This window comes from Nocardia flavorosea, assembly GCF_015477805.1.
GTDB classification, from domain to species: domain Bacteria; phylum Actinomycetota; class Actinomycetes; order Mycobacteriales; family Mycobacteriaceae; genus Nocardia; species Nocardia flavorosea_A.
Map to the genome: position 1 here is coordinate 1,165,690 of NZ_JADLQL010000001.1, position 12,350 is coordinate 1,178,039.

The following is a 12,350-nucleotide window of genomic DNA, read 5'->3' on the forward strand; positions in this document are numbered from 1 at the left end:
CCCCTCGATCAGTCAGCGCTCGATCAGTCAGCGTCCGATCAGTCAGCGTCGGACCGGGCGGCGATCGGTCGGTCACCGCACGATCAGTCACCGCTCGATCGGTCGGTGCTCGATCAGGCGCCTCTCAGTCAGGCATCGCTCGATCGGGCGGCGATCGTCGGATCGACCAAGGCACACATTGCCATTTGTGAGTGGTTCCCAGCTGGTCCCCGGCCGTGTCCGGCGCCTCAGGCGCCGGTAGCGGTGTTGTCGAGGTCGCGACCGGACAGGTCGCTACCCAACACCCGAGGTCGAATCGGGGTGCCGGCGCGCATACTCGGTCACCCATTGACGTGCCGCGCGCACGGAGGTGACCTCGACGAGCCCGGGAGGCGCCGGCGGCCGGTCGACCATTACCACCGGAATGCCGGCCTCTCGGGCTGCGATCAGTTTGGCCGCAGTGGCCGCACCGCCGCTGTCCTTGGTGACGAGCACCTCGATACGGTGCCGCGCCAGCAACGCGCTTTCCGCCTCCACCGTGAAAGGCCCCCGGGCGAGCAGGATCTCGTGACGCGGCGGCAACGCGACCTCGGGTGGATCGATGGCGCGGACGAGATACCACGGGCGAGTGTATCCGGCGAAGGCGCCGACCCCCTGCCTGCCGATGGTGAGCAGGATCCGGTCGCCGGTATCCGCGGAGACCCGGGCGGCGGCGGCCAGGTCCGGGACCCGCAGCCAGTGGTCGCCGGGATCCGCGGTCCAGCCCGGGCGGTTCAGCCGGACCATGGGCCGCCCCAGCTGCGCGCTCGCGCGGGCGGCATGTGCGGTCATGGTCGCGGCGAACGGATGGGTGGCATCGACAATCAGCTCGATCGCGTTGTCGGTCAACCAGTTCCGCAGGCCCTCGGCCCCGCCGAAACCACCGACCCGGACGGTTCCGCCGGGACGGACCGGATCGGATATGCGACCGGCGAGCGAGGACACGATCTCGAGTCCACGCTCGCCGGCGAGTGCGTGGGCGAGTTCCCGGGCCTCCCCGGTCCCGCCCAGCAGCAGGATTCTCAGGGCTGCCCGCTGAAGTAGGCGATGGCCGAATCCAGCAGCGGCGGCCCACCGGCCACCGCAAGGCCGATACCCGCGCCGATGATGGCGCCCGGGAGCAGGCCGATACCCAGGAACAAGAAGCCGACAGCCGCGCCGATGGCAGCGCCCACGGCCGCCCCCAGCGAGGCGTCCTGCAGTTCGTTCATGAACCACTGCTGGGCACCGATGAATTGGGCCTGCGCCGGCGCACCCGCCACCGGGGTGGCCTGCGGGGTGAGGGTCAGCCGGCTGTTGTCCTCCTCGATGGTGGCGGCAACGGCGACCACTTGATCACCTGTCTGCTGGCTCAGCGGAATACTGGTGAGGCGTTCCCCGGCGGCATTGGTCAGCACGACCGCGTTGTTGGCGGCGTCCATGCTGAACGTGCCCCCGGAGACGGTGGTGATCAGCGATTTTCCGGCCTCGGCGAGGGCCAGGGTGTAGTCGACGCCGCGGTCGTGGCCGGTGACCTCCGAAACCGCGTTCGCCTGCTGTTCGACGGCCGGCGCCGCGGGGGCGGGCGCGGCGTAGCCGGTGCCGGCGGCGATTCCGGTGGCCGCGGCCGCCATGATCGCGGTCGCGGCGAGTTTCTTGTATTTCACTCGGTTTCTCCGATGTTGCGCGCGAGCCCGGTGACCCACGCTCGGAACGCAAATGACATTACTCGCGCTGTCCGATTCGTCCATTCGAATGACGCAGTCACGCAGTCGTAGCGCGTCCTACCGGTCCTTCACAACCGACCACTGGCTCACCGGGAGCTGCGGGCGCCAGGCGGTGAAACGCCCCAGCGGCTCCCCGCGGTAGATCTGGAATCGGCGTAGCTGCCCACCGTGTTCCCCGGACCATGAGACCAGCAATGCCTCCGATTCCGCGGTGACCGCATTGGCCACGAGCCGCCCGCCCGCGCGCAACCGCGTCCAGCATCGATCGAACAGTTCCGGTGTGGTGAGACCGCCGCCGAGGAAAATCGCATCGGGAGTGCCCGGCACGGCGTCGCCGGTGAGTTCGGCCACCGCTTCGCCACGAATCTCGAGTTCGGGCACCCCGAGCGTGGATGCGTTCGCGGCGATCTGATCGCGGCGCCGGTCCAGAATTTCGAATGTCACCGCCCGGCAGGACGGATCGGTACGGCACCATTCGATTGCGATACTGCCCGAACCCCCGCCGATATCCCACAGGGTCTCCCCTGGTCCCGGCGCGAGCGCGGCCAGAGTCAGCGCACGGACCTCCGATTTGGTGAGCTGACCGTCACCGGTATACGCGGAATCGGGCAGCCCGGGCAACCGGGTGCGACGCGGATGTCCGGGTTCACCGGTCACCGCTATCGCGACAAGGTTGAGCGGATCACCGGGCGGTTCCCGCCAATCGGCGGCGTAGCCCGAGACGATCCGTTCGGCCGGACCGCCCAATTGCTCCAGCAACGTCACCGGGGACGGCCCGAAACCGTGCGAGCGCAACAATTCCACGATTTCGGCGGGAGTCCCGGCGTCCGCGCTGAGGACCAGGATTCGCCGGCCGTCGATCAGTTCCGGCAGCAATCGCCGCAGCGGACGGCCGACCGCACTCACAATGCACACCTCGGGAAGCGGCCAGCCGAGCCGGGCGCAGGCCAGCGAGGCCGACGACGGCTGGGGCAGCACCCGCAGCGATTCGGGTCCGAGCAACCGCGCCAAGGTGGTGCCGATGCCGTAGAACATGGGGTCGCCGCTGGCGAGCACTCCGAGCCGGGTTCCGCGCAGATCCGCCAGCAGACCCGGTAGCGCGGGCACCAGCGGCGAGGGCCAGCAGTGCCGTGTGGCGGTGATCTCGTCCGGTAACAGGGCCAGCTGCCGAGCCGACCCCAGCAATACCGCGCATTCCCGCAACGCATCGCGTGAAATCTCGGAAAGCCCCGCCCAGCCGTCCGCGCCGATACCCACCACGGGGACCCGAGGCCCGGCCCACCGTATCGCCGGGCCGGCACTCATACCGCGCCCCGCTGGGCCACTGCGGCGTCACCACGGCCGCGCGGGGCCGAAATCCGCGGTCCCCGGGATACGACGCGGCACCACACCGCCCCGTCACCGGAAGAATCCCGCAGCCACCGGCCGGTGCCCGCGCTCACCGCGGCAGCCGCCGCCAGACTGCCTGGGGCAGCAGGCGCATTCCGAAGAACACCGGGCGCAGAATCCCGGGAATCCAGACCCGGCCCGCACGACGTCCCAGCGCACCCACGACCGCGTCCGCGACCTGATCCGGGGTACTGGAGAACGGCGCCGGGCGCATCCCCTCGGTCATCCGGCCGATCACGAATCCCGGACGAGCGAGCAGCAGATGCACCCCGCTACCGTGCAGCGCATCGGCCAGGCCACTGGCGAAACCGTCCAGCCCGGCCTTGGCCGACCCGTAGACGTAGTTCGCCCGCCGGACCCGGACACCCGCCACCGAACCGAATACGACGAGATGGCCGCTGCCCTGGACGCGGAACTCGTTGGCCAGCACGGTGAGCACGCTGAGCTGCGCAGTGTAATCGGTATGCACCACGGCGAGCGCGTGACCGGGGTCGGCTTCGGCCAGGGCCTGATCCCCCAGTACACCGAATGCCAGGACCGCGACCCCGACCGGACCGTAGTCGGCAACGATCTTGGCCAGCAACGCCGGATGGCTCGCGGTGTCGGCGGCATCGAATTCCACCGGATGCACCGCCGTCGCGCCCGCCGCGGTGAGCGCCGCTGTTTCGGTGTGCAGTTCCTCGCAGCGCCGCGCGGCCAGCACCACCGCCCGGCCGGGGGCCAGCCGCAGCGCCACTTGCAGACCGATTTCGCTGCGTCCGCCCAGCACCAGCACTGTGCCCGGGTCGATCCCTCGTGTACGACGCACAACCATGCGCTCAGTCTGTCATCCGGCGCCGGTCGCGACCCGCACCGGGAGACCCGAGTCCGGTAAATGTCACCCGCTACGGTCCTCGTATGGCAACCCATACCGTCGAACTGTCGCCCGCCGCCGTCGAGTTCCTAACCGAACGGCATCTGGCCACCCTCACCACCCTGCGAGCGGACGGCACCCCGCATGTGGTGCCGGTGGGCTTCACCTGGGACGGCGACGCCGGGCTGGCCCGCGTGATAACCAGTGGCAGTTCGGTGAAGGCCCGCAACGTCGGGCGATCGGGCTACGCCGCGGTCGGTCAGGTCGACGGGCGGCGCTGGCTCACCCTCGAGGGGCCGGCAACGGTGCTGGACGATCCGGCGCAGGTCCGGGAAGCCGAACGCCGCTACGCCGAACGCTATCGCACCCCGCGCGAGAACCCGGCCCGCGTGGTACTCGCCATAGAAGTCCGCCGGGTGTTGTGCGGGGTCGCGTTGCGGGCTGTGTGAGCTCCGCGCTCACCGATCCGACAGCCGCAGTGTCCGGGCCGGACAGGACCGTTGCACCGCGAGGCGACGACCTGATCGAACGCGGGCCCACCACGTGCGGGCCGAATCGTCAGGTGGGCAGGGCGGTGAGGCCGTGCGGCCGCTCGTTCATCGATACGCAGCCGTCCTCGGTGACCACCACGATGTCCTCTATCCGGGCACCCCATTCCCCCGGGAAATAGATCCCCGGTTCGATACTGAAGGCCATACCGGGGCGCAGTTCGAGATCGTTGCCCGCGACGATATACGGCTCCTCGTGTACCGAGAGACCGATCCCGTGGCCGGTGCGGTGCACGAACGCCGCCCCGAACCCGGCGGCCTCCAGTGGTTCGCGGGCCGCCGCGTCCACGGCCGCGGCCCGCACCCCCGGGCGCACGGCGGCGACTGCGGCCGCCTGCGCCCGTTCCAGTTCGGCGCAGCGGGCGGCGACCTCCGGATCGGGTTCGCCGAGCACGTAGGTGCGGGTGGAATCGGAGTAGTAGCCGGGTTCCACCGGGCCGCCGATATCGATGACCACCACATCACCGGCCGCGATTCGCCGGTCCGATACCTCGTGGTGCGGTACGGCGCCGTTGGACCCGCTGCCGACGATGACGAACGCGGCCTCGGTGTGCCCCTCGGCCACGATGGCGTCGGTGATGTCCTTGCCGACCTCGGCTTCGGTGCGCCCCACCCGCAGGAATTCGCCCATCCGGGCATGGACGCGGTCGATGGCGGCACCCGCGCGGCGCAGTGCCGCGATCTCCGCGTCGTCCTTGATCATGCGTAGTTCCCGCAGGACCGGGGTCGCCGAGACGGGCAGCCCGCTGAAGCTGTGCGCCAGCGGCAGCAGATGCAGTGCGGGCATACCGTCGGCGACCGCCACCCGCGACCCGATATGTAGCGCCGACTGCACCAGCTCGTAGGGATCGACGCCATCCACCCAGTCCAGGACCCGCAGGCCCAACTCGTCCACCGCGGATTCGCGCAGCCCGGCAACCTCCAGTTTCGGTACCACCACCGAGGGGGTGGCCTTATCGGAGGTGATAACCAGGCAGGTGAGCCGCTCGAACGATTGGGCGGCCGATCCGATCAGATACCGCAGGTCGGGACCGGGGGTGATGAGCAGTGCGTCCAGATGCGCTTCGCGGATCAACTGTACCGCCCGCTCCAGCCGCTGCTCGTAGATTTCCGCCGCGAACCGTGACTCCGTGTGCGCGCTCATGATCTCGAACTTACCCGCTGTCCGGGAGCGGTACACCGGATCGGTCGGTGGCGCCCGGTAGATTCCGGCGGGTGACTACGACCGAATCCGCACCGCGTCCACTGCTGCTGCTGGACGGAGCGAGTCTGTGGTTCCGGGCATTCCACGCGATCCCGGACAAGATCACCGCACCGGACGGCAGATCGGTGAACGCCCTGCGCGGGTTCACCGATATGGTGGCCGCCCTCATCACCCGGCACCGCCCAGCCCGCCTGGTGGTATGCCTGGATCTGGATTGGCGCCCCCGATTCCGGGTGGATCTTGTGCCGACGTACAAGACGCATCGCCTGGACACCTCCGCGGACGCCGAACCAGGCGCCGAAGTGGTACCCGACCGGTTGACACCGCAGGTCGGGATGATCCTGGAGGTGCTGGCCGCCGCCGGTATCGCCACCGGCGGCGCGGACGGCCTCGAGGCCGACGATGTGCTCGGCACCCTGGCCTCCACCGAACGCACCGCCCCGGTGGTCGTGGTCAGCGGCGATCGTGACCTGCTGCAACTCGTACGCGATACGCCCGCACCACCCGTCCGCGTGCTGTACGCCGGTCGCGGGCTGGCCAAGGCCGAACTCTTCGGGCCCGCCGAGGTCGCGGCCAAATACGGGGTACCGACGGAGAACGCGGGCCCTGCCTATGCCGATATGGCCACCTTGCGCGGCGATTCGTCCGACGGACTGCCCGGCGCAGCGGGGATCGGTGAGAAAACCGCCGCCACCCTGATCAGCCGGTTCGGCTCACTCGAGGCGTTACGCGCCGCCGTGGACGATCCGGCCGCCGAACTCGCCCAGGGCATCCGTGCCAAACTCCGTGCCGCCGCCGGTTATCTCGACGCCGCGGCGCCGGTGGTGCGGGTGGTCCGCGACGCGGATGTGATCTTGTCCCGCCCCGATACCCTGCACCCCATTCCGGCCGATAGCGACGCGCTCCAGGAGCTTGCCACCCGTTACAACGCCGAAAGTCCGATCAAACGACTGATAACGGCGCTCGGCACCTGCGCCTGACCGTCCACGCCGGATGTTCCGGCAGCATCCCGGTACCGGGATGCTGCCGGGCGAACCCACCGCATCGGACCCGGGTCACCGATGCAGCCGCGCCATACCAGGGCGGCCTCCACAGCAATATCGGGGCTCTCGTCACCACTGGCCGCGACAGCGCTCGGGCCGGTTCGGGGATGCGAAGACCATCCGCACCGCCCCGGCGCAACCAGCGGTGGTGCCGAGTTTTACGAGGCCCGGAAAGGTTTCGGTCCGTCCCTGCTGTCCGTGCTCGAGACAATGCGGCGCAGCCGCGAGTATCGAGCGCGGACAGCAGGGACCAAGGGGACCGAAACCCGCGCCGCCGCAGGCGGTGCCGAATAAACAGAACTCAGCTGGGCCGGCCGACTTCGTAGGTGCCGTCTTCCTTGGTGATCTTGATATTGACCTTTTTGTCCTCGCCGCCGACCTTCAGGTCACAGGTGAACGTCGCGTCCACCGCAACCTCCTGTCCCGCCGGGCACCGGACATCCTTGACATCCTCGATGCCGTAGGACTCCTCGAGCACCTTGGCCACCCCGGTCTGTACCGCGGCCTGATCGAGTTCGTCCTTGGCTGTGAGCATCAGGATCGCCACCACCACACCGGCCACGACCACCACACCGGCCAGCACGAGCCCGATGATCAGACCGGTTTTCTTACCGCCGCCACCGGCGGGCTGCTGCTGGGCGCCCCACTGCTGCTGGGCAGGCTGACCCCACTGCCCCGACTGCGCCTGCGGCTGCTGCCCCCACTGCTGTTGTTGTTGCTGGTTGGGGTCGCCCCACTGTTGTTGCGGCTGATTCGGGTCACCCCACTGCTGAGGCGGCGGCTGCTGACCCCACTGCTGCTGCGTCGGCTCGCTCCACTGCTGCTGCGGCTGCTGCGGCTGGGGTTGCGGCTGACTCCACTGTTGCGGCTGCGGCTGCGGCTGCGGCTGCGGCTGCGGCTGCCACTGCTGACCACTCTGGTCGCCACTGCCCCATTGCTGGGTGGGCTGCGCCTGCTGCGGATCGTTCAGGGGCTGTGCGGGTGGCTGGCTCCCCCACTGTGGCGCTGCGCCGGGCGGCTGCTGTCCACCCCAGACCTGGGTGGGATCGTTACGTCCCTCCCCGGGTCCCGGGGTGTCGTTCGGTCCGTACGGCCCACTCATCTGGTTGCCTCCACTCGCATCGTCATACACACGGTAGCCCCCCGCGTGCGGTTGAAATCAAATCACAATCGATGGTCTCACGCTGTGCCTACCGAAGCATGAGCGAGGGCAACGATCGCTTCTCGCATACGGATGCCGAGGCGCCGAAGGCGGAGGCATCGCATTACCGCCGCCCGCTCATGCCGCGTCCACGGCGACGACACCACGCCGGATCGCCCGGACGGCCTTGGCCGCGGTGGCCGCGACCTCGGTATCGTCTGCGGTGCTGTGGATCTGGTCGAGCAGATCGATCACCTGACGGCACCAGCGCACGAAATCGCCGGCCGATAGCGGCGAGCCCTGATCCCCGCCGGCCGTCATCGCGTCCACGAGGGCATCGCCGCGGGCCCATTTGTAGATTCCGTCGACGAAACCGAGATCGGGTTCCCGGGTCGGCACGAGCCGGTGCTCGGCTTCGTCGGTGCGTAGCCGCGACCACTGGGCGATGGTGTCGGCCACCGCCCGGCGGATCGGTGCCGTCGGTCCCGCAGCCCCGAGATATCCGCCCTCGCTTCGTGATTCGAACACCAGAATGGAGACGACGGCCGCCAGCTCGGCCGGCCCCAGACCGCGCCACAGCCCTCGGCGCAGACATTCGGCGACCAGCAGATCGCTTTCGGCGTAGATCCGGGCCAGCCGCCGCCCGTCCGGGGTGACTTCGCCGTCGCGCACGAAGCCGCGCTCGTCCAGCAGGCCGACGATCCGATCGAAGGTGCGGGCCAGCGAGTTCGTGGTCGCGGCGACCTTCTGCCGCATGGCCTCGGTTTCGCGGCGTATCCGGTTGTAGCGCTCGCCCACCCGGGCCAGTTGTTCGCGATCGGGCCGGGAATGCGCGGGATGGGCGCGCAACGCGCGCCGCAATGTCGCGAGTTGCGGATCGTCCACGCCCCGGGCACGTTTATCGCGGCGGCCTCGGCCGGGTGCGGTGATCCCGGTACTGCGCAGTGCCGACGCCAGATCGCGCCGGGTGCGGGCCGTGCGATGGTCGACCCGGCGCGGTAACCGCATCCGGCCCAGCGGTTCGGCGGGCACCGGGAAATCGGCGACCGATACCCGGCCTGCCCATTTGTCCTCGGTGAGCACCAGCGGACGTGGATCCCCCGGTGTGGCATCCGGTTCCAGGATCACTGCCAGACCCGCCCGGCGGCCCGCGCCGATGGCGACCACATCACCGCGCCGGAGTTCGGTCAGCGCGGCCACCCCGGCGGTGCGCCGGTCGTTACGGGTCTGCTGGTTCAGCTGCCGTTCCCGCTGTTTGATCCGTTCGCGCAGGCCGAAGTACTCGAGGAAATCCCCCTCCTCGCCGCCGAGCTGCGCGGCGAGCTTACGCAGCTGGCCCTCGTTGCGCTCGATACCGCGCACGAGACCCACCACCGAACGATCGGCCTGGAACTGCGCGAACGACCGTTCCAGCAGCATCCGCGCCTCCTCGGACCCCAGCCGGTCGATCAGGTTGATCGACATGTTGTAGCCGGGTTTGAAGGAGCTGCGCAACGGATAGGTCCGGGTGGAGGCCAGGCCGGCGACCGCGCTGGTATCGACCTCGGGTTGCCAGAGCACCACCGCATGCCCCTCGACATCGATACCCCGCCGGCCTGCCCGGCCGGTCAGCTGCGTGTACTCGCCCGGCGTGAGTTCGGCGTGCGTTTCGCCGTTGAATTTCACCAGCCGCTCCAGCACGACCGTACGCGCGGGCATATTGATCCCCAGAGCCAGCGTCTCGGTGGCGAACACCGCCCGCACCAGCCCCTTGACGAACAATTCCTCGACCGTGTGCCGGAACGCGGGCAGCATCCCGGCGTGGTGCGCGGCCAGCCCCCGGTGCAGCGCCTCCCGCCACTCCCAGTAGCCGAGCACTTCGAGATCGGCGCGCGGCAGCTCGCCGGTGTGTTTGTCGATGATCGCGTCGACGATCTCCGGGTCGGCGGCACCGCTCAGATTCAGCCCCGACCGCAGACACTGCGCCAGTGCGCCGTCGCAGCCCGCTCGGCTGAAAATAAAGGTGATGGCCGGGAGCAACCCTTCCTCGTCGAGCCGGGCCAGCACCTCCGGCCGGGGCAGCGGGCGGAAGAACCGGCGCGGTCCGCCGCGGCCACGGGGGCCGCCCCAGCTTTCCATCCGGTCGGCGGCCTCGCGCTGTTTGATGTAGCGGACCAGATCGGAATCGACGAGGACACGCTGATCGGAGGATTCGCTGTCGAACAGATCGAACATCCGGCGCCCGACCATCACGTGCTGCCACAGCGGTACCGGCCGGGTCTCGTCCACCACCACCGCGGTATCGCCGCGTACGGTCTCCATCCAGGCGCCGAACTCCTCGGCATTGGAGACCGTCGCGGACAGGCTCACCAGCCGCACCTCGGCCGGCAGATGCAGGATGACCTCTTCCCAGACCGCGCCGCGGAACCGGTCGGCCAGGTAGTGGACCTCGTCCATCACCACGTACGACAGCGCCCGCAGGGCATCCGACGACGCGTAGATCATATTGCGCAGCACCTCGGTGGTCATCACGACCACTTGTGCGTCCGGGTTGATGGACTGATCGCCGGTCAGCAACCCCACCCGGCCCCGGCCGTACCGTTCGGTGAGATCGGCGAACTTCTGGTTCGACAGTGCCTTGATGGGGGTGGTGTAGAAGCATTTCCCGCCGGAGGCCAGGGCCAGATGCACCGCGAACTCGCCGACCACGGTTTTCCCGGCCCCGGTGGGCGCGCACACCAGCACCCCATGGCCGTTCTCCAGGGCGGTACAGGCTTGGCGCTGAAACGGGTCCAGCTCGAATGTCAGCTCGGCGGCGAACCTGGACAGTTCGGCGGTCAGCGACGCGTTCGGTGTCACGTGTCCGAGACTAATGGAGGATTACGACACCGGTCGCGCCGATAAAATCCGCCGGTCGCTCACGACGCCATCCGGGAGTCTCAGAGTGTGTCCGAATAGTCCGGTGCCGAACCGGTGGACCGGCCGGGGGCGGGAACCGGGTCCGCCGCGGTGATCGGCGCGGCCGGATCGACCGGGGCGGGCGCACCGATCTGCGATGCCTGCTCGTCGTCGAGGGCACCCAGTTCCTGTTCGGCACGTCTGGCGCGCCGCTTGTCGTTGATCCGCGCGAATTGCACCGCCACCTCGAACAGCACGGTCAACGCCAGAGCCAGGGCCAGCATCGAGAACGGATCCTGCGGGGTGACGATGGCCGCGAAGACGAACAGGCCGAAGATGATGCCGCGCCGCCACGCCTTCAACCGCTCGTAGGGGAGGATCCCGATCAGGTTGAGGCCGATGATGAGCAACGGCGTTTCGAAACTGACCCCGAAGATGATCAGCAACTGGATGATGAAACCGAAGTACTGCGAGCCGCTCAGGGCGGTGATCTGCACATTGTCGCCGATGCTGAGCAGAAAGCTCAGGGCATGCGCGATAACCCAGTACGCGAGGACCGCACCGACGACGAACAGCACCGACCCCGAGGCCACGAAGCCGATCCCGTATTTCCGTTCCTTCGGGTAGAGGCCCGGCGTGATGAACGCCCACAGCTGATAGAGCCAGATCGGGCAGGCCAGCACCACTCCGGCCGTCATACCGACCTTCAACCGGAGCATGAACTGCTCGAACGGCCCGGTCGCCAGCAGCCGGCACTCCCCGTCCGGGGACAACGCGGCCCGCGCCGAATCGGGCAGATCGCAGTACGGCCCCCGCAGGATCTCGCCGAGGCTGTCCATCCCGAGGAACGAATTCGCGTACCAGAGAAAACCGAATACGGTGGTGACGACGATGGCCGCGAGGGAGATCAGCAGCCGGGTGCGCAGTTCCCGGAGATGCTCGACCAGCGACATGGTGCCATCGGGATTGGTGCGCCGTTTGCTGCGCCGGGGGTCGAACGGAATTCGCATATGTGTGGATGCCCTCGTATCAGCGTGCCTCGCTCCGCTCGGCCTGCGGCACTGTACCGACCCCGGCGCTCACTGCGCGGGGTGGATTCGGTGCCCGGTCGGCAGCGCCGGGTGGACAGCCGTCACAACCGGTCCCGGATGTTTCCAGGACCACGGAGACGGGCCTCAGAGCGTTTTCGACTCACTCCGGGTCTCGGTGGCCGATGTGTTCGCCTCCCGGCCCGACGGCAGTTCCGGAGCGGGCGCGGCGACACCGGTGCTCGCGGACTTGCTGTCGTTGTGCATCTCGCTCACCTCGCTCTTGAAGATCCGCAGCGACCGGCCGAGCCCGCGGGCCGCCTCGGGCATCCGCTTCGCGCCGAAGAACACCAAGAACACCGCCGCGACGATCACCCAGTGCCAGATGCTCATAGAGCCCATTGTGGAAACCTCCCAAGACTATGGTCTCTCCGATGCTACCTGCCGTAATGCCGGCACCGAACCGGAGCGGGGGCACTCACAGCCACTTCACACCCGTTGTCAACCGCTGTTCACCGCCGCGCCGCTTCCGCGGCACACTCG

General features: G+C 68.8%; 11 protein-coding genes. 2 read left to right on the forward strand and 9 right to left on the reverse strand.

All coding sequences use genetic code 11. From position 1 onward, the window contains the following. Positions 1-273 precede the first annotated feature (273 nt). The 4 genes from IU448_RS05170 to IU448_RS05185 form a co-directional block, all read right to left on the reverse strand. Positions 274-1,044: a cobalt-precorrin-6A reductase gene (locus IU448_RS05170; RefSeq protein WP_195055043.1), complete on the reverse strand. Its 771-nt coding sequence runs from the start codon at positions 1,042-1,044 to the stop codon at positions 274-276. After that, a complete protein-coding gene (locus IU448_RS05175) occupies positions 1,041-1,664 on the reverse strand; it encodes a hypothetical protein (RefSeq protein WP_195054302.1) in 624 nt (207 codons plus the stop codon). The genes IU448_RS05170 and IU448_RS05175 overlap by 4 nt, the downstream gene beginning before the upstream one ends. Positions 1,665-1,781: 117 nt before the next feature. Next, complete coding sequence (gene cbiE, locus IU448_RS05180) at positions 1,782-3,029, reverse strand: precorrin-6y C5,15-methyltransferase (decarboxylating) subunit CbiE (protein WP_195054303.1); 1,248 nt, start codon at positions 3,027-3,029, stop codon at positions 1,782-1,784. A 133-nt stretch (positions 3,030-3,162) separates the two neighbouring features. Next, on the reverse strand, positions 3,163-3,927 hold the full coding sequence (locus IU448_RS05185; protein WP_195054304.1) for an SDR family NAD(P)-dependent oxidoreductase: 765 nt from the start codon (positions 3,925-3,927) through the stop codon (positions 3,163-3,165). A gap of 83 nt (positions 3,928-4,010) precedes the next feature. Between IU448_RS05185 and IU448_RS05190 the strand changes: the two genes are divergently transcribed. Beyond that, positions 4,011-4,415 (forward strand): pyridoxamine 5'-phosphate oxidase family protein, encoded by a 405-nt coding sequence (locus tag IU448_RS05190; protein WP_195054305.1) that lies wholly within the window; start codon positions 4,011-4,013, stop codon positions 4,413-4,415. Positions 4,416-4,524: 109 nt separating this feature from the next. Here IU448_RS05190 and IU448_RS05195 read toward each other — a convergent pair whose 3' ends face one another. Then, on the reverse strand, positions 4,525-5,658 hold the full coding sequence (locus IU448_RS05195) for a M24 family metallopeptidase (RefSeq protein WP_195054306.1): 1,134 nt from the start codon (positions 5,656-5,658) through the stop codon (positions 4,525-4,527). A gap of 71 nt (positions 5,659-5,729) precedes the next feature. Between IU448_RS05195 and IU448_RS05200 the strand changes: the two genes are divergently transcribed. Then, a complete protein-coding gene (locus IU448_RS05200; RefSeq protein ID WP_195054307.1) occupies positions 5,730-6,698 on the forward strand; it encodes a 5'-3' exonuclease in 969 nt (322 codons plus the stop codon). Positions 6,699-7,062: 364 nt separating this feature from the next. On the opposite strand, the gene IU448_RS05205 is transcribed toward IU448_RS05200, so the two are convergent. From IU448_RS05205 to tatA, 4 genes are all read right to left on the reverse strand, one after another. Then, on the reverse strand, positions 7,063-7,863 hold the full coding sequence (locus tag IU448_RS05205; protein ID WP_195054308.1) for a DUF4333 domain-containing protein: 801 nt from the start codon (positions 7,861-7,863) through the stop codon (positions 7,063-7,065). Between the two features lie 177 nt (positions 7,864-8,040). Next, positions 8,041-10,740, reverse strand: a complete 2,700-nt coding sequence (locus tag IU448_RS05210) for a DEAD/DEAH box helicase (protein ID WP_195054309.1) — start codon at positions 10,738-10,740, stop codon at positions 8,041-8,043. 80 nt (positions 10,741-10,820) lie between these two features. Beyond that, positions 10,821-11,789, reverse strand: coding sequence for a twin-arginine translocase subunit TatC (gene tatC, locus IU448_RS05215; RefSeq protein ID WP_195054310.1), 969 nt, complete (start codon positions 11,787-11,789; stop codon positions 10,821-10,823). Positions 11,790-11,954: 165 nt separating this feature from the next. Continuing rightward, a complete protein-coding gene (tatA, locus tag IU448_RS05220) occupies positions 11,955-12,209 on the reverse strand; it encodes a Sec-independent protein translocase subunit TatA (RefSeq protein WP_195054311.1) in 255 nt (84 codons plus the stop codon). Positions 12,210-12,350 lie beyond the last annotated feature (141 nt).